This is a genomic window from Pseudomonas sp. B21-017 (assembly GCF_024749245.1).
In the GTDB taxonomy this organism is placed as follows: domain Bacteria; phylum Pseudomonadota; class Gammaproteobacteria; order Pseudomonadales; family Pseudomonadaceae; genus Aquipseudomonas.
Map to the genome: position 1 here is coordinate 3,372,841 of NZ_CP087194.1, position 18,223 is coordinate 3,391,063.

Below are 18,223 nucleotides of genomic sequence, written 5' to 3' on the forward strand. Positions count from 1 at the left end.
TTTTTAACGAGTTTTACCTACAAGCCAACCTTGTGGTAGACATTTAATGAAAATGGCATTTTAATCTTGAATCTGCGGTAGCTAGTACGTAGCCAAACCTCACCAAATGCTAGAATTGGAAGCCGGTATGAAAAAATATAAAAACGTGCAAACCCTACTCGCCCACGCCTCTATCGAGCCTGATCAGCATCATGGCTTCGTTAATACACCGGTTTACCGGGGTTCCACTGTGGCGTTCCCTACGTGTGAGTCGATGCGTGAGGGCCGCCAAAAATATACGTATGGCCGGTGGAACAACCCCTCGACGGAAGCATTGACTCAGGCCCTCCAGCAGCTGGAGGGAGCGGAAGGCACGGTTCTTTGCCCTTCGGGGCTCTCGGCATGTACGACTGCCATACTGTCGGTGGTGGGAGCTGGGGATCACCTGCTCATTGCCGACAACGTGTATTCGCCGATAAGGGCTTTTTGTGAGCAGGTGGGTCAACGCCTTGGAATCGAGGTCACGTTTTACGACCCGACAATAGGTGCCGGCATCGTAGATTTCCTCAAACCAAACACTAAAGCCATCTATACCGAATCTCCCGGCTCTTTGACTCTGGAAATACAAGACATCCCTGCAATAGCCAAGGTTGCCCATGAACATGACATCCTAGTTATTACAGACAACACTTGGGGTACCCCGCTTTACTTTCCATCACTGGAACTTGGTGTCGATCTATCCATCATGGCTGCCACGAAATATATCGTCGGTCACTCAGATGCCGTTCTTGGTACCGTATCAGCCTCCAAGCGTGCGTGGGATAGCCTCAAGCGATTCCATTTCAACATGGGATTGTTTGCGAGTCCGGATGACGTGACGCTGGCGCTCCGAGGGATGAGGACGCTAGACGTGCGACTGGAACGTCATTACAAAAACGCGACGACTGTCGCCAAGTGGCTGGAGACACGCGAGGAAGTGGAAGCAGTTTATTATCCTGCATTAGAGTCTCACCCTCAGCACCAATTATGGAAAAGGGATTTTAAAGGAGCATCAGGTTTACTGTCCTTCGTGACAAAACCTTCCACGCAAGCAGCGGCAGATGCACTCTTGGATAGCCTATCGTTGTTTTCAATTGGCTACTCTTGGGGCGGTTTTGAAAGCTTGGCGATGATCGCAGATCCCAAACCCGTTAGAAGTGCGACGTCCTGGGAAATTGATGGACACCTTGTGCGGCTGCATATTGGTCTTGAAGACCCATCTGATCTGATCGAAGACCTCGAACAAGGCTTTGCGAAATTCAACATGTTACGCGGCTAATCTTGAAGCTGATTATATGCACAGCCCTTAATTGGGCTGTGCTTTCTTGTCCGCCCGAATGCTTTATCTCAAGATCAACACCTTCAACACTGCTCGCCGATAAGACTCATCTATTTCCCTTCTAAAACCTGAATCCGACGATAAAGCGTTCGTTCACTAATTCCCAGTTCTTTGGCTAAATCTGCTCGCGACCCCTCGAACCCATTAAGTACCTGGGCAAGGTTTTTTAGGGACTTGCTATTTCTATTTGTAGTTTTGTACTGGGAGACGTAGCCAGTTACATTCGTAGGCAAATCTCTTTCCCGTACAATCCCGTCGTCACTGAACAGACGCGCCCGTTCAAGAATATTTTTTAGCTCCCTGATATTCCCCGGAAATGAATACAGCATAAGGCGCTTCAATGCTTCCTCGTCAATTTCAGCCCGACTGCCAGGTGCAATTCGTTTTAGATGACTTTCTATAAGCAGCGGTAAATCGTCTAAACGCTCTCTCAATGGCGGAAGCGTTATAGGGAAAGCACTGATTCTGTAGTAGAGGTCTTCGCGAAAAGTGCCAAGTTCAACCATATCCTTTAAAGGCTTATGAGTTGCAACAACGAGACGAAAATCGGAATGGATCGTCCGTAAACTACCAACAGGTCTAAAACTGCCAGACTCAATTAGACGCAACAATTTGACTTGCATGGAGAGAGGTACATCGCCTATTTCGTCCAGAAAAAGCGTACCGCCATGCGCAGCCTCTGCAAGCCCAATTTTCTTACTGAGCGCGCCTGTGAATGCTCCTTTTTCATGACCAAATAATTCACTCTCGAACAGCGACTCTGAAAGGCCGGTGCAGTCGACTACAACCAGAGGTGCCTTTGAGCGCGGACTACCCATATGGAGCGCCCTAGCGAACAGCTCTTTACCGGTTCCCGACTCACCCTGCAAAAGAACGGGAATCGGGGAAGGCGCCGCTCGCTGCAGCGCGCTTAACGCTTGTTTAAAAGACGGCGATACGCCCACTAGCCCCTGCTTTTGCGGCTGCGCAGACGCTATGTCTACGGTGATCAATCTTTCAACGTAAGCAACTACCTGGCCCTGGCGATCCAAAATGGGACGAAGCTCAACATCAACGTGTTCTGGCCCCCGGGGAGTGTGGTGAATATGCAGTACCCTTTCCGCAGCATGGCTATCAAACGCCTTGCGCATTGGACAAAGCTCACCCGCCTGATCGCAGGGAACGGCATAGCCATGCGAAACCTTGAAGCATTTGGAGCCAACGTGTGGTTTTCCCTCAACACCAAAATGCCTTTGATAGGCCTTGTTGGAGGCGATGACGTTGTACTCGACATCCAGGACGATGGTGGGTCTATCGTCATGCTCAAGGTAAGAAATCAACGCTTGAACATCTACATTGCTCGTAGCGATTAGCCCACTACTCATAATCTTCTCCCGAACACATATGTTTCCTACTGCCAAATACTGCCACAGACTGCCAGTTAACTGCCAAAAATAATGGCAGACACTGATACCTCGCCCTGGAAACGCAGGAAACACGCTGTTTAGAGCGTTCAAAGGAAAGATCAACACTGGCATGGATCTTGAGACTGCTGACATAGCAGCTATTCAGGAGCTATCTAATGTATTTCGGCGAAAAAATATTGGTCGAAGAATTCTTTGACGAAGCGACATCGACGTTCAGCTATCTATTGCTTGACCGCTCTACCATGCAGTGTGCGCTTATCGATAGCGTGCTTGACTACGATCCGAAATCGGGCCGCACAAAAACTGAATCAGCCGACAGAATCGTTGCACGCGTGACGGAGCTGGGCGCATCCGTCGAATGGATCCTTGAGACACATTTACATGCCGATCATCTGACCGCTGCTCAATATTTGAAACAACGGCTAGGCGGCGAGATTGGCATCGGAAACAGAATAAAAGACGTTCAAAAAGTCTTTAGCCACTTGTTCCATACAGAAGATGAACTTAGAAGCGGTTCCGATCAGTTTGATATTTTGTTTGATGACAACGATACGTTTCATATTGGCAGCTTAACCGCCCAAGCGTTGCATACGCCTGGGCATACACCTGCCTGTATGACCTATCTTATCCAGGATGAACAAGCAGGTCTCGCGTTCGTGGGCGATACATTGTTCATGCCTGATTACGGCACAGCAAGGTGCGACTTCCCTGGAGGGGACGCCAGAACACTCTTTCGGTCAATACATAAGATTTTGGCGCTTCCTGAATCAACCCACATTTTCATGTGCCACGATTATCGTCCGAATGGCCGACCGCTCGCGTTTATCACCAGTGTAAAAGCACAAAAGCGTGAAAACATCCATGTCCGTGAAGGTACAAGCGAAGATACGTTTGTGAACATGCGAGAAACACGTGATGCAACTCTCGACATGCCAATGCTGATACTGCCATCCGTCCAAATCAATATGCGTGGCGGCAACATGCCAGAGCCAGAAACGAATGGTATCCGCTATCTGAAAATACCGCTCAACACGCTTTAACGCTTTAACGCTTTAACGCTTTAACGCTTTAACGCTTTAACGCTTTAACGCTTTAACCTTGCGTAGTTATCAACGGAAAATAATATGAATACTTATAAATTAAGTTCGGATTTTTCTATTGCGTCGCAACTGACCGTGGTCGATGTGAAGCAACTGGCTGAGCTCGGGATTCGTACCCTCATCTGCAACAGGCCGGATGGCGAGGCAACCGACCAGCCAACACATGTAACGATCCGCCAAGCAGCCGAAGCAGAAGGAATGACATTTCACTACCTGCCCACCCAAGCATCAGCCATTGCTGATGAAACGGTAGATTCCTTCGTCGCAATTTTAAAGGAGGCGTCGAGACCTGTGGTTGCCTACTGTAGAACTGGCACCCGGTCAGCGATGCTGTGGGCGCTCTCTGAGGCAGGCAAGCAGAGTCTGTCCGCCATTCTCGAAAAAACCAAAAGCGCACAGGTGGATGTTTCTTCACTTGCACGCAGAATCAGCAATGGTGGACGCACCGTTAATGCCATGGCTACGACTCATCACCAGATCGTCATTGTCGGTGCCGGCTCTGCAGGCATTGCCACTGCAGCCAGCCTGAAGTCACGAGAACCGAATCTGGATATCGCACTAATCGACCCTGCTGACGCGCACTACTATCAACCTGGGTGGACTATGGTCGGCGGAGGCATCTTCGAGGCTGAATCTACTGTAAGGACTATGGCATCTGTCATGCCTCGAGGTGTGACGTGGATCAAAACAGCGGTAACTGCTTTCGACCCACAGGCCAACGCAGTCGTCCTCGATGGAGGGAGAGTTATTCAGTACGACCAGCTTGTCGTCTGCCCAGGCTTGAAGCTCGATTGGTCGGCTATCAAAGGACTGACTGAGACATTAGGCTCCAATGGCGTAACCTCTAATTATCGCTACGATCTTGCGCCTTACACCTGGAAGCTTGTCCAGGAACTCCAATCAGGCAAGGCCCTCTTTACGCAGCCGCCAATGCCAATCAAGTGTGCGGGTGCGCCTCAGAAAGCGCTCTATCTCTCATGCGATCACTGGTTGAAAAACGATCGCCAGGCGCAGATAAAAACGCAATTTTTTAATTCCGGCGGTGTGCTATTCGGCGTCGCCGACTACGTCCCAGCCCTCATGGCGTACATGGAAAAATATGCGGTCGACTTGAAATTCAGCCACAAGCTGGTCGCCGTGGATGGCCCCAACAAACAGGCGACTTTCGAACGTACCGATAAAGATGGAAACACCCAGACCGTGATTGAGTCGTTTGACCTCCTTCACGTCGTGCCTCCGCAGGTTGCTCCAGACTTTATTCGCTCAAGCCCGCTAGTGGATGAGGCGGGCTGGATCGACGTAGATCCGACGACCTTGGCTCACCGCAAATTTTCCAATGTTTGGGCGCTAGGAGATGTGGTGAATACCACAAATGCGAAAACCATGGCGGCTGCACGTAAACAAGCGCCGGTCGTAGCGAACAATGTCTTGGTTAACCTAGGGATGAAACAGCATCAAGCTGCGTATAACGGATATGGCTCCTGCCCTCTGACGGTTGAGCGTGGAAAGGTTGTCTTGGCCGAGTTTCTCTATGGCGGAAAGCTAGCGCCGACGTTTGCCACCTGGTTTCTGGATGGGCGCAGACCCTCTCGTTTGAGCTGGTTTCTTAAAGAGAGAATTCTCCCGCCGTTCTACTGGCATTGCATGCTGAAAGGACGTGAATGGTTCGCTGACACGGAAGTAAGTCAGGCGGAGCATTAAAATATGGATGAGCACAGCATGCTGGCCGTCGTTCTTGGCGCGGTCATTGGAGGTGTTTTGGCCATGACCGGTGCAGGCGGGGGAATCCTCGCCATTCCTGTATTAGTTTTCGGTCTAGGTTTATCAATGACTCAGGCGGCGCCCGTCGGGCTGCTAGCAGTCGCTTTAGCTTCCGGCGTCGGAGCTGTGCTCGGATTGAAGCAAGGCGTCGTTCGATATAAAGCAGCAGCCTTCATATCGTCGATTGGAATCGTGGCTGCGCCGCTAGGCTTACACCTGGCTCAGCGCATTCCAAACAAGCCTCTCGCGTTGGTGTTTTCGTTAGTTCTCGTGTACGCCAGCGTGCGCATGTTGCGCAATGCAAGTCGGGAAATCCGTAATGGCGTTGCCACCCCACGACGCGAGGTGTTGCCCTGCGTACTCAATCCGGCAAAGGGGCGGTTACGCTGGACGCTGCCCTGTGCTCGAGTATTGGCACTAACCGGTTTCACGTCAGGCTTACTGTCAGGCTTGCTGGGTGTCGGAGGAGGATTTGTCATCATTCCGGCCCTGACGCGATACACCAATCTGGAAATGAAAAGTATTGTCGCAACTTCTCTTGCGGTGATCGCCTCGGTTTCAATCGGCGGAGTGATTGCTGCCGCTATTAGCGGCGTCATGTATTGGCAAGCAGCGGTACCGTTTGCTGCCGGTGCGGTTTTAGGATTGATCGCGGGAAGGCAGCTAGCTCACAAGCTGGCCATTCCTCGTTTACAACAGGCATTCTCGATCGTCGGAATCGTCGCAGCCATCATGCTGGGAGCCAGCGTATTCGATTTAGGTCTGGGATCATGACGTGCCAGACAAATTCCAATATCAGCAAGCGTCTCCACTGGGAGACGCTCATTTGCCGAGTTACAGATTACCTGGCTGGCACAACCTTCTGCCGCTGCTCTCCCAGACCGTCAATCCATAAATGGATCTGGTCGCCGGGGTGTAGCCACTGGGGCTCCGGTTTCATCCCCATGCCCACCCCCGGAGGAGTTCCTGTACAAATTACGTCACCGGGCTGCAATGTCATGTACCGACTGCAGTAGGACACGATCTGCGCAACAGAAAAAATCATCGTTTTTGAGTTGCCGATTTGGCGTCGCTCGCCATTTACGTCAAGCCACATGTCGAGATTCTGCGGATCCGCAACTTCGTCTCGGGTCACCAACCAAGGCCCTATCGGCCCGAAAGTGTCACATCCCTTGCCTTTATCCCATTGTGAACTTTGCATCTGGAAAGCCCGCTCAGAAACATCGTTCACCACGCAGTAACCAGCAACGTAGTCCAGAGCATTGGCTTCGGACACGTATTGAGCCTCACTTCCAATCACTACCCCCAGCTCAAGCTCCCAATCAAGCTTTGTTGAATGCGGAGGCTGAACGATGTCGTCATCCGGCCCAGAGAGGCAGCTGATGGCTTTATGAAAGATGATGGGTTCGGTGGGAATCGCCATGCCAGCTTCTTCAGCATGATCTCGGTAGTTGAGTCCAATAGCGATAAATTTACGCACTTGGGCCACGGGTACTCCGTACCGAACGCCCTCCTCTACCACAGGCAATCCAGCGACATCTAGCTTAGATAGTTCAGCAAGAGCTGCGGGAGCCAGTACCGAAGCATCGATATCGGTGACATGCGCAGAGAGATCGCGAATCCGACCATCGGTATCCAGTAAACCTGGACGCTCCTTGCCTGGAGGGCCAAAACGACAAAGCTTCATTACTACCTCGACTGTCTTCTAAAAAAACAACGAACGTTAATGGAGGCCGTTGAAGGAAGCGCAGCCTCAATCGCAGTGGAATGTGTGTTCTGTGAACGCTTTAGTCCGATGAAAGCCCTGAGGGGGAGCAGTCCGAGCAATCAGCGACCCTTTTGATAATTGAGAAAATCCATCTTATGACATAAAATATATTTTTCGCAACAAACAATATTTTAGTTTTGAGAGGCAGGTAATGGTAGAAAGCGCGGCCAAAAGTCTCACTCAGGCGACATACGAACGCCTACGCAGAGACGTTTTGTCCTGCGTGTTGCCGCCTGGAAGTAGAGTCAACGTCAAGGAGCTATCTGGACAGTACGAAGCCAGCGCAGGCGCAGTGCGAGAGGCCCTGTCCAGAATGACTGCCGAGGGGCTTGTCATAGCCGAACCTCAAAAAGGATTTCGAATTTCAGCTGTTTCGCTGGCGGATCTGAACGACCTCACGCAGGCCCGAATTGAGATAGAAGCGAGCTGCCTTCGCCACTCCATCGAAAACGGCAATGTCACCTGGGAGTCAGGATTGGTTTCGGCCTACCACTGCCTTTCGAGGATTGCAGGGCCTGACACCATCGACCAATACGAAGCTGACGCCTGGAATACAGCGCATGAGGCGTTTCACGAAGCACTGGTCAGCGCTTGCCCAAACACCTGGCTGTTGCGAATGCGAGCAATGCTATTCGAACAAACGGCGCGCTATCGGGCGATGTCGATAGCAATGACTGCCAAGAATAGGGATATCGGTGATGAACACAGGAGGCTCCTCGATGCAGCCTTAGCAAAAGATGCGACCAAGGCCAGTGAGCTGTTGATTCATCACATTCAGACGACTTCCGCAGCTCTGATAAAGGGGCTGGCGAGTATCCAAGCAATGAAGGAGCAATAGCGCTGAGTTAGTGCATCGCCTCTTTAATAATATTGCGGTTCGCCCAAATTGACTGGATTGCAATCAAATTCGAGCGGCGGCAAACGGGCAAGGAGTGGCTGGCACCGCAGAATATCGACTCCAACCACATCGGAGTCGGTATGAAAAAATCATTTCTAGTCGCTGGCATCTTGGCGCTTTCGTTGGCCGCAGGCATTACTCAAGCCCAAGAGTTCAAGGTGCAAAGCAGTAGCCCATTGAACGGACATCTTCAACAGGCCCAGTTCGCCAATGCGTTCGGCTGCAACGGCAAAAATCTTTCCCCTCAAATATCCTGGAGCGGCGCTCCGCAAGGTACGAAGAGCTATGTGGTGACTGTGTATGATCCCGACGCACCTACCGGGTCAGGCTGGTGGCACTGGGTACTGGCGAACGTACCCGGAAATGTAAATGAGCTAAAGGAAGGCGCGGGCAGCTCTGGAGGCAAACTTCCAGCCGGCACGCTTGAGGTTAAGGGCGATAGCGGTATGCCTGGTTACCTTGGAGCCTGTCCGCCTGAAGGACAGACACACAATTTCCTCATCACGGTTAATGCCCTGAAAGTCGATAAGCTCGAATTACCACCTACTGCCACACCGGCGATGCTCGGGTTTATGGTGCTGGGCAGCTCGCTTGGCAAAGCAACACTCACGGTACAAGGCAACCGCTAATGTCGATGACGAACGCTTACGACTCCTACAATGCGCTGCGCATCATGACTCGACCGGGGGTCGGGTCGGCGGGAGTCGTTCTTCAGCAACAAAATCTGGAGTTCAAGCGTTTGTATATCGAAAGCCCTGTGCTGATATACGTCGAGAAAGGCATGAAAGCGGTTCGGTGGCCCGGAGGAGAGTATTTGATCCGCGCAGGTGAAGCGATCGTTGTAGCTGGGGGTCAATCGCTCGACATCACCAACAAATTAGCGGACGACGGTAGCTACCGAGCGCACTGGCTGGCGTGGGATGAAACGTTGATCGCCTTAAACGCCGAATCCAATCCGGATTTGCCAGTCATTAAACATGCCCTTCCCATAAGAAGCGATACCGCAGATTTTGCGGTATCGCTTCACCGTTCAATTCAGGCGGTGGAGGACAGCACAGTCCCGACCATGATTGCTCGCCATCGCTTGCAGGAGCTTTTGGTGTGGATCGGCATAAACGGAGGACGACTTGAGCAGTCACGAGTGCTGACAATGGCGGTCAAGGTCAGACGACTCATAGGAAGAGATCTGGCTAACGAATGGAGCGCTGGAGTCGTAGCGTCGGCATTTGCGATGAGCGAGGCCACTATGCGCCGTAGATTGGCTGAGGAAGGGACTAACCTAAGCAATCTGCTGATCGATGCTCGCATGTCATTTGCGCTGCAGCTACTCCAATCGACAACTCAGCCTGTAATGCAGATAGCACTTTCTGTGGGCTACCAGACGCCGTCTCAATTCGCTGTCAGATTTCGAGATAGATTTGGCTTTCCACCGAGTGCAATCAGGGGACATCGACGCGCAGATCCTTGATTTGATCGAGCTCCCTGCCCCCTCTCCTAGCCCCGGCCATGTGACAGAGTTTTTTGCTTGCCTCATGCCCCCAGATGCAGAGCAAAAAAGAACTCTCCGGGAGCCCACTGCACAATCGCAGATAATTCCGTTGCAAGCCTACCAACTGAACGGTAGCCTTATTCATAGCAACCAACCATATATTTTATGAATTTCGCTTGACTTGAATAGCTGCTACCGGTCGCAGAAGCTGGAACCCTCAAGCGCGAGGTAACTTTACAAGTCTGTAGCAACCTATACGTACTGTGGGGAACAGCTAGTGTCAAAGCACATACTTGATATACCGCTACTCAAAGGCGCCCAAAAAGTAGTCCTGTTGACTACTTTAGCAATGCTAGCTTTTGCAGCCAACTCGGTGCTTTGCCGACTTGCTCTTCGTCATACAGAAATTGATCCTACCTCCTTCACACTAATACGTCTGGTGAGCGGAGCTATCATGCTTTGGGTGCTCCTAGCGATTAAAAATACTACGCCCCGCCCGTCAGGAACCTGGTTTGGTGCTTTCACCCTGTTCACCTATGCATTCGCTTTTTCATACGCATATTTGAACTTGGAAACTGGGACTGGCGCGCTACTTTTGTTCGGCGCAGTACAGCTCACCATGCTTGGTTACGGGTACTGCAAAGGCGAGAGGATGCAAGGAGTCGCAATTGTAGGGCTACTCCTTGCTATCGGAGGTCTTGTGGCCTTGTTATTACCCGGGACAAGTGCGCCTGCGCTTGGTAGCGCTGGAATTATGCTGTTATCAGGCATTGCATGGGCCGGATACTCCTTAATCGGCAAGCAATCGAACGACCCACTCGCATCGACTACAGGAAATTTCTTGCGAGCCGTCCCTATGATGCTTTTAGCTTCAGTCCCCTTCATTAGTGACTTTTCGATCGATTTTTGGGGGACTCTTTGCGCCATTGCTTCTGGGACGATTGCCTCAGGTGTTGGTTATGCAATCTGGTACGCGGCGATACGTTCGCTGTCATCGTTTCGAGCAGCAAGCATCCAACTGAGTGTTCCTGTCTTAGCGTCTCTCGCTGGGGTACTCCTCTTGGGTGAACAGCTTACCGTTCGCTTAGCACTGACATCGTTGGCAGTGTTAGGAGGAATTGGCTTGGTGCTTAGCGACAAGCGTTTAGCAAATGGCACTGATTGATTTCCTAGATCCCAATCGTAACCGGAGGGTATTGCACAGGTTCTGACGACCAGACGCTACCATTAACCGTGTAATCATCCCATTCCCAGTCGGGTGATACTTTCATTTCATCCAAGTGACTATGGGCTGCAAATGAGTCGACGAACCCAATTGGATAGTTGGGCTGGCCACTCCCCTCCTGCTATCCCCCGCGATGATCTCCGAAAGCTTCAACTAATGCGTCCTGCATGAGCATTGCGGTGCGCGTGCGGTGCTCTGACTCGCGAGCGACAGCAAACACCGGACGGTCGACTATGAACTCGGGAAGAGGCAAGCGATATAGCTCTCCACTAGAGACCCAAGGCTGAGCAATGTGGTCAGGCACAATCCCGACAAAACCGCCGCTGAGCAGCAGCTGCACAGTTGCTTCGACATGGTGGGCCAGGGGTGAGGAATGCTGCAGGAAGGAAGCTGGGGCTGAATCTTGGATCAGGTAGCCGCGACGCACATATCGCGCTCCCTGCTCGATGATATACCGCGTCTCATCTTCGTCTTTGCCATAAGCTTGATGACCTCGCCCGCAGTACAACGCAGAGGTCTCGTTGCTGATCACTTGATAGGTGAGCGACGGCAAATCCGACTTACAGATTGTGATGCCCACTCCAGCCTTCTTCTCGGCTACCGCGCGTTCGACCGCGTCCGGTGGGGCAACGCTGATACTCAGGTTCACCAACGGATACATGTTAGAAAAACTTGCAAGGGCAGTGGCGATGGGATTGGCGGGGGTGAATGTGCTGTGGTCAATTAGCCACAGACTAAGGTCACCTTTGACCTCGCCTTTGGAGTGGGCAAGCGTTTCGCGAAACTCATCTATGGAATCTAGCAATCGTAGAACAGCTGTGTACGCGACCTGCCCTTCCTGAGTTAACTGAAACCCGCTGCGCCCTCGCTGGCACAGCTGGCTACCGAAGCGCCCTTCCAGATCGGACAGTTGTCGACTGATCGCTGATATGCCCATACCAGTAGCCTCCTCGGCGGCGGACAGCCCGCCACACTCCACAACAGCCTTGAAAAGCCGCCAGTGTTTGAGGTCAATGTCGTGTAGAGGGGGAACCGCTGGGCTGTTCACTTCTTGTACTCCAGGATTGGTGAGTAAAGCGCTGGTATCGGCATACCTGCGCACTCGTCCTTGTTATTGGAATCGTGTGGAGCAGATTAATCTGGGGCCAGTTGAGCGTCCAGCCGCATAAGTGTTGCAGCCAGCACCTCTGTCCCGCGCATGAGTTGCTCAGGCTCAAGCCACTCTTCGGGGCAATGGCTTCGGCCATTGAGGCATGGAACAAACACCATGCCGATTGGCCCGGTAGCGCCCACGTAGACAGCGTCATGTCCCGCGCCGCTGGGCATAGTTATATTGGTGTAGCCCAGACTTTGGGCGGCTGCGCTCACAGCTTCGATTACCAGCATGGAGCAATCGGTTGGGTCGGCATACGTCAATGCCACCGATACCGCGCTCAAGCGCAGATCTCTGAGCACCGGCTCACATTGGCTCAACAGATCCTCTGGAAATTTCAGCAACACATCTTTGGAGTCACTGCGCACTTCAAGCACCATCTCAACCTTCCCCGGCACTGCGTTTGGTACATTTGGGGTCACATCAAGACGGCCGACGGTCGCAACGACATAGTTGGGGTTTCCGGACAGCGCAGCGGCCATATCGCGGGCCTTTACGATCATGTGCGCAGCACCGACCAACGCGTCTCGGCGAAGATCCATAGGTGTCGTACCGGCATGATCAGGTAAGCCACACACCGTGATGCTCACCCGCCGGATGCCGACGATGTTGGTAACCGAGCCGATCTGCACGCCCTGGCTCTCCAACACGGGCCCTTGTTCTATGTGCAACTCGACGAACGCGGCGGTGCTCTCGGGTGCCCTCAACGCCTGGTTCAAACCATTTGGATCGCCGCCGATACGTGTTAAAGCCTGCGCAAGGCTCTCGCCAACCCGATTCTTGGAAGCGAGCATATCGGTGCTTAATAGCCCAGCAAACGCGCGACTTCCTACACAGGATATGCCGTAGTCGCTGGGCTCCTCTGAGAGAAAATCAATCACCTGGAACGGATGGCGCAGGCACCGTCCTGCGTCCTTAAACGCATGGGCAACCTCTAACGCTGCCAATACGCCGATGATTCCATCGAAGCGCCCTCCGGCGACCACGGTATCGCAATGCGAACCGCTGATTAAAGGCTTGCGGCCAGGCTCGCTGCCTTTCATCTCACCGATTAAATTGCCACCTGCATCCAAGGTTACGCAAAGACCTGCGGACTCGAACTCGCCTTTGAGCCAGCGTCGTGCTTCTTCGAACTGAGGGGAAAAAGCACGGCGCGTCCACGGCACGCCAGAAACAATAAAACTGGAGAGCATTTCAACCCGGCCCCACAGCCGGTCGCGGTTCAATTTCACTTGGGAATCACTCATTTCGGTCGGTGCTCTTGTTTTGATTGTGGGGGCGCAGGAAACGACCGTAACCTGGGCTGTTGAGTATTGTTCCTTGGTCAAATACGCCTTGGCCGCGACAGAATGTTTTCTTGACCCGCGCGGAAAACTCCATTCCTTCGAACGAGCTCCACTTCACGGCGCTGAGGCTTCCGGAAGGATCGAAGCGGTAGCGCTCTTCAGCGAGAATCACGAAATCCGCGTCTTTACCGATTTCAAACCCGCCCTTGCGATCGTCCAATAAGAAATGTGCAGCAGGGTTATGGCTAAGCAGTTTCGAGACCAGCGTGGGTGAAAGGCTACGGGTGGTCGCCCCTGTCCAAAGCGCTGGCAGCAGCGTTTCCAAACCGGGGCCGCCGGAAGAGTTGCGGAACACATTTGGGTTATTTTTGCGCTCCAGCCCCCAGCTGACATGGTCGGAAGAAACGAATGTGCAATGGCCAGCAGCTATGTGGCCCCACACTTTTTCAGTTTCTGTCTTGGGTCTGATCGGTGGGTAATGCTTGGTCTTGGCTCCGAGCCGTCGTGTGTGCTCTTCATGGTTAAGCATCAGATATTGGATACAGGTTTCAATAGTCGCTGTATGACCGGCCTTGCGGTACATCTCGCAAAGCTCAAAACCGCGCCCGGTGGACACGTGAACTGGATGTGCACGAGCCCCTGTCTGCGCTCCGATCTCATAGATCAGTGCCGTAGCCAGATCTTCGATCAACGGCGGGTGAGCTCGAAGAAAGGCGTCCCAGCCCGTATCACCCACTTCGATTTGACGTTTGATGTTTTTGCGGGTCAGCTCCTGCATCTGGTTATGCACTCCACACACCAGTCCAGAAGGAGCTATGAGACTGAACAGCTCGTTCAGTAAGTCCTCCTCGATGCGAGGGAAACGGCCAGGGGCTGCCTCGAACGTTGAGAATTTGAAGGCACAAGCACCGGCCTCGATTAGTCCGGGAATGGCGCCCACCCCATGCTTCTCATCCACGGTAGCGAAAAGCCCCACATCGATATGGCAGTCCCGCTCGACTTCGGCCGCCTTGCGCAGTAGCTGTGCCGCACAAGCTACAGGCTCAGGATCGTCATATGGCATATCGACCATCACAGTGATGCCCCCGGCTGCTGCCGCACGGCTGGCCCACCCCAAGCCTTCCTGGTTCGCCTGACTACCAGAATGCACCTGACCGTCGATAACACCTGGCAGCACCCAATGCCTGCGTTCGTCGAGCGTGCACTTGGCGGCCGGCGGCTGACCTGCTCCACGAGCGGCAATTTTTCCGTCGCGGATGGCAAGCCATCCATCTTCAACTATCTGTTCGTGATCGACGATTCTGCCACGCACTACGAGATCGAAATCACTCATCGCTCCACCTCCTGAGGTGTTTCTTTTTACGAGTGAGTATCGAACTGTGCCTGCGGCATGAACCATGACGCATATGGAAACTTCGGTTGCAGCTTTTTGCATGGTTCGCCGAGGTGCCGGCTTAAATAATCGAGTCACCCGAGGGGAAGCCTGCCAACTGTGCTTCCGTAAAAAAACCTGAGAGTGGCTTGATATGACCCAACAAAAACCTCAACAGATAAAAGCTGCGCGTGGAAGTACCTTGCGGTGTAAGGGCTGGAAGCAGGAGACGATCTTGCGAATGCTCGAAAACAACTTGGAAAACGCGGAGGACGCGTCACGACTGACGGTCTACGGCGGGATCGGCAAGGCTGCACGTAACTGGGAAAGTTACGACGCGATCGTTGAGTCACTAAAGAATCTGGAGAACGATGAGACCTTGGCCATTCAATCGGGCATGCCGGTGGCCATTTTCAAAACACACCGTCTGGCCCCACGTGTAGTAATGGCCAACAGTAACGTTATCAAGGCCGACTGGCCAAAATTCTACGACCTAAGCGCCCAGAACCTCACCGCATTCGCCTCTTACACTGCTGGGCCTTGGCAGTACATCGGCAGCCAAGGCGTAATCGAAGGGACTTTTGAAACCTTGGCCCTGGTCGCTGACCGCCACTTCGGCGGCGAGCTCAAAGGCCGTGTGTTTTTCACCGCCGGCTTAGGCGGCATGGGGCGCTCGCAGCCACTTGCAATGACCATGCATGGTGGCGTCAGTGTGACAGTGGAAGTACGCCAAAAGAGCATCGACGAACGCCTGGCCAACGGCTACGCAGACATTCAGGCCGCCTCGCTCGAAGAAGCGATCGGAATGGCCGACTCTGCCCAGAAAGAAGGCCGTGCTCTTTCCATAGTAGTGCTCGGCAATATGGTTGAAGCATTGGAGCAGGCTCTGAACTATGGATGGAAACCCGACATCGTTACAGAGATGTGCCCATGCCATGACCCGTTCGCATTGATTCCGGCCGGACTGTCCTTAGCGGAAGCCGCCGAATTGCTTGAGCGCGACCGTGACGCCTACATGGCGAAATCCCGTGAATCGATGAAACGCATCGTCAAGGCTATGAACCGCTTCAAGAATGAGGGTGCGGTGGTTTTTGAATACGGCACGTTCGTGCGCAAAGAGGCGGTTGACGCTGGCATGTCCCGCGAAGAGGCCTTCGCCTATCCAGGCTGCATTGCTGAATACGTCCGCCCACTCTTCTTCATCGGGCGTGGCCCCTTCCGTTGGACTTGCGTGTCCGGCGAAGTATCGGATCAACGTCGACTCGACGACTTGGCACTGGAGATGTTCAAGGACGATCCACTTGTAACTCGCTGGATCAGCCGCTGCCGCGATCGCTTGCCGGTAGAAGGCCTGCCAGCCCGAATCTGCTTCCTCGGATTTGGTCAGCGTCGCGATTTTGGTTTGGCCGTCAACGCCCTGGTGCGTTCGGGCGAACTCAAAGGCCCGGTCGCTTTCTCGCGGGACAACCTCGATACCGGTTCCATTGCCAACCCCGCATTTGAAACCGAGAACATGCTTGACGGTTCGGATGCGATCTCCGATTGGCCGTACCTGAACGCTCTGCTCAACGTCTCGGCCATGGCAGACCTCGTGGCGATTCAATCCAACGGCACGATGGGAATTTCTGCCCATACCGGCGTCACCATGATCGCCGATGGATCCGAAGAGGCAGACCTACGTCTGGATGCTTGTCTCACCACCGATGCCGGCATTGGCGTAGTGCGCCACGCCCAAGCGGGCTATCCGATGGCGAAATTGGTAGCCCAAGGCCTCGGCCCGCTGACTGACCAAGAGATTCAAGTCCCGCTGTGGTGGAGCCCGCAAGCCACCCTGCATCGCCCATAAAGGACGAAGTCATGGCCCTTCTTCATTTGATTGAGCAAGTCAACGTTATAAGCACGGACGGCACAGCCCGTGTTATCGACGTGCTGATCGACGGCGACCGTTTCGTTGGTCTTGCACCACGAATCGATCATTCGACGGTCAATCTCGACGAGCGTACTGATGGGCGCGGCAAGCTGCTGATACCTGGTCTGATCAACGCACACCATCACTCGCACGACCGTTTTGATAAGGGCCGTTTTTCCGGCATACCGTTGGAAATCTGGATGGGGCTCTACAGTCCACCAACCCACCGCCGAGGCTGGACACCGCGAGAGGTTTACCTGCGCACCCTGGTAAACGGAATCGAGATGCTGCGCAATGGCATCACCACTGTAGTCGATGACGTGCACTTCGGTGGCCACTTGGAACCTGAGGTGGTGCACGCGGCATTTGAGGCATATTCGATCCTAGGCATCCGGGCCGACGTCAGCGTAGCTTGGTGCGACCGACCCTATCAGGAAGGAATTCCCTATCTCGCCGAGCGTCTGCCATCGGAGCTCAAAGGAGCAGTAACCGAAAAAGCGGCTCCACAGGTGCTTGCATACTGGCAGGAGATGGCGCAGCGCTGGAACGGCAGAGTGCGCTTCGTTTTCTCGCCCTCTGGCCCTCAGCGCTGCACCGCTTCTTTTTTGCAGAAAACCTGGGAGCTGGCCGAGCAGTATGACCGTCCCGTACTCATCCATCTGCTGGAGACCCGGATCCAGGCACTCACGGCGGCAAAGTTCTACGGCATGCCCATGGCCAAGTACATGGACGAGCTCGGCCTGATGAACTCGCGCAGCGTTCTCGCCCATGGGGTATGGCTCACGGCCGATGAACTCGACCTGATCGCCAGCAAAGGGTCGAGCGTGGTGCACAACCCTGCCTGCAACATGAAGTTGGGCAGCGGAGTGGCGCCGGTGGCCGAGATGCTCAAGCGTGGTATTCCGGTTGGCTTGGGGACTGACAATAACAATGGCAACGACTTGAACTCCATGTTCGATGCCATGCGCCTTGCCGCCCTCTCCAATGCACTACTGGATCAATCGTCTTCCAGTCCGGTGGATGCTCTTCAAGTGTTCACGATGGCTACTACGGGCGGTGCCAAAGCCATAGGCCGTGGACGCCAAATCGGCTCAATTGAAATCGGCAAGCAGGCAGACTTTTGCCTGATCGACTTAAAGACCTCTGCCTTCACCCCACTCAATGACGCGCTTACCCAACTGGTGTTCTGCGAGCAAGGCAATTCGGTGCGGGACGTTTATGTGGGAGGCCAGAAGGTTGTCGACAAGGGTCGCATCACCCGCCTGGATGAAGAGGCACTCCTACTCGAAGTTGCTGAACGCATGCTGACGTTGCAAGGAAGAATTGGCAGCGGTCAAAAAGCTCGCGAAATCCTTCGGCCGTATCTTGAAGGGGCCTACGAGGACTGCCTGCGCGACCCGCAAATGGAAGAACTTCGCCACTCAATCAATTACTTCAACCAACCCCGCAAAGCGCCGAAAGCGTTTTAGAGCGATCAACATATTGACGACCTGTGAGCA

At 53.4% G+C, this 18,223-nt stretch carries 15 protein-coding genes; 10 read left to right on the forward strand and 5 right to left on the reverse strand.

Features of this window, described 5'->3' with window-relative positions; all coding sequences use genetic code 11:
- Positions 1–127: 127 nt before the first annotated feature.
- Positions 128–1,297: a cystathionine beta-lyase gene (metC, locus tag LOY28_RS15205; RefSeq protein ID WP_028941110.1), complete on the forward strand. Its 1,170-nt coding sequence runs from the start codon at positions 128–130 to the stop codon at positions 1,295–1,297.
- 110 nt (positions 1,298–1,407) lie between these two features.
- On the opposite strand, the gene LOY28_RS15210 is transcribed toward metC, so the two are convergent.
- Positions 1,408–2,721 (reverse strand): sigma-54-dependent Fis family transcriptional regulator, encoded by a 1,314-nt coding sequence (locus LOY28_RS15210; protein WP_028941109.1) that lies wholly within the window; start codon positions 2,719–2,721, stop codon positions 1,408–1,410.
- A gap of 197 nt (positions 2,722–2,918) precedes the next feature.
- Between LOY28_RS15210 and LOY28_RS15215 the strand changes: the two genes are divergently transcribed.
- The 3 genes from LOY28_RS15215 (at position 2,919) to LOY28_RS15225 (ending at position 6,398) form a co-directional block, all read left to right on the forward strand.
- Positions 2,919–3,803 carry an MBL fold metallo-hydrolase gene (locus tag LOY28_RS15215; RefSeq protein WP_258612045.1) on the forward strand — a complete coding sequence of 295 codons (885 nt, stop codon included), beginning with the start codon at positions 2,919–2,921 and terminating at the stop codon, positions 3,801–3,803.
- Positions 3,804–3,887: 84 nt separating this feature from the next.
- Positions 3,888–5,564: a bifunctional protein tyrosine phosphatase family protein/NAD(P)/FAD-dependent oxidoreductase gene (locus LOY28_RS15220; RefSeq protein WP_258612046.1), complete on the forward strand. Its 1,677-nt coding sequence runs from the start codon at positions 3,888–3,890 to the stop codon at positions 5,562–5,564.
- Between the two features lie 3 nt (positions 5,565–5,567).
- Positions 5,568–6,398, forward strand: a complete 831-nt coding sequence (locus LOY28_RS15225; protein ID WP_019579180.1) for a sulfite exporter TauE/SafE family protein — start codon at positions 5,568–5,570, stop codon at positions 6,396–6,398.
- A 67-nt stretch (positions 6,399–6,465) separates the two neighbouring features.
- On the opposite strand, the gene LOY28_RS15230 is transcribed toward LOY28_RS15225, so the two are convergent.
- Positions 6,466–7,311, reverse strand: a complete 846-nt coding sequence (locus tag LOY28_RS15230; RefSeq protein ID WP_019579181.1) for a fumarylacetoacetate hydrolase family protein — start codon at positions 7,309–7,311, stop codon at positions 6,466–6,468.
- 232 nt (positions 7,312–7,543) lie between these two features.
- Between LOY28_RS15230 and LOY28_RS15235 the strand changes: the two genes are divergently transcribed.
- From LOY28_RS15235 to LOY28_RS15250, 4 genes are all read left to right on the forward strand, one after another.
- Positions 7,544–8,230 (forward strand): GntR family transcriptional regulator, encoded by a 687-nt coding sequence (locus LOY28_RS15235; protein WP_019579182.1) that lies wholly within the window; start codon positions 7,544–7,546, stop codon positions 8,228–8,230.
- A gap of 140 nt (positions 8,231–8,370) precedes the next feature.
- On the forward strand, positions 8,371–8,919 hold the full coding sequence (locus LOY28_RS15240) for a YbhB/YbcL family Raf kinase inhibitor-like protein (protein ID WP_258612047.1): 549 nt from the start codon (positions 8,371–8,373) through the stop codon (positions 8,917–8,919).
- Entirely contained in the window at positions 8,919–9,758 is an 840-nt protein-coding gene (locus LOY28_RS15245) for an AraC family transcriptional regulator (protein ID WP_258612048.1), read from the forward strand. Before LOY28_RS15240 ends, LOY28_RS15245 begins: the two co-directional genes overlap by 1 nt.
- A 298-nt stretch (positions 9,759–10,056) precedes the next feature.
- On the forward strand, positions 10,057–10,944 hold the full coding sequence (locus LOY28_RS15250) for a DMT family transporter (protein WP_258612049.1): 888 nt from the start codon (positions 10,057–10,059) through the stop codon (positions 10,942–10,944).
- 181 nt (positions 10,945–11,125) lie between these two features.
- Here LOY28_RS15250 and LOY28_RS15255 read toward each other — a convergent pair whose 3' ends face one another.
- The 3 genes from LOY28_RS15255 to LOY28_RS15265 all read right to left on the reverse strand — a co-directional run bounded on the left by LOY28_RS15255 (position 11,126) and on the right by LOY28_RS15265 (position 14,776).
- Positions 11,126–12,052: a LysR family transcriptional regulator gene (locus LOY28_RS15255; protein WP_258612050.1), complete on the reverse strand. Its 927-nt coding sequence runs from the start codon at positions 12,050–12,052 to the stop codon at positions 11,126–11,128.
- Between the two features lie 86 nt (positions 12,053–12,138).
- Entirely contained in the window at positions 12,139–13,404 is a 1,266-nt protein-coding gene (locus tag LOY28_RS15260) for a Zn-dependent hydrolase (protein ID WP_258612051.1), read from the reverse strand.
- A complete protein-coding gene (locus tag LOY28_RS15265) occupies positions 13,397–14,776 on the reverse strand; it encodes a dihydroorotase family protein (protein WP_258612052.1) in 1,380 nt (459 codons plus the stop codon). The genes LOY28_RS15260 and LOY28_RS15265 overlap by 8 nt, the downstream gene beginning before the upstream one ends.
- A 193-nt stretch (positions 14,777–14,969) precedes the next feature.
- On the opposite strand from LOY28_RS15265, the gene LOY28_RS15270 reads away from it, so the two are divergent.
- Entirely contained in the window at positions 14,970–16,661 is a 1,692-nt protein-coding gene (locus LOY28_RS15270; protein WP_258612053.1) for a urocanate hydratase, read from the forward strand.
- An 11-nt stretch (positions 16,662–16,672) separates the two neighbouring features.
- Entirely contained in the window at positions 16,673–18,193 is a 1,521-nt protein-coding gene (locus LOY28_RS15275; RefSeq protein WP_258612054.1) for an amidohydrolase family protein, read from the forward strand.
- Positions 18,194–18,223: the final 30 nt, after the last annotated feature.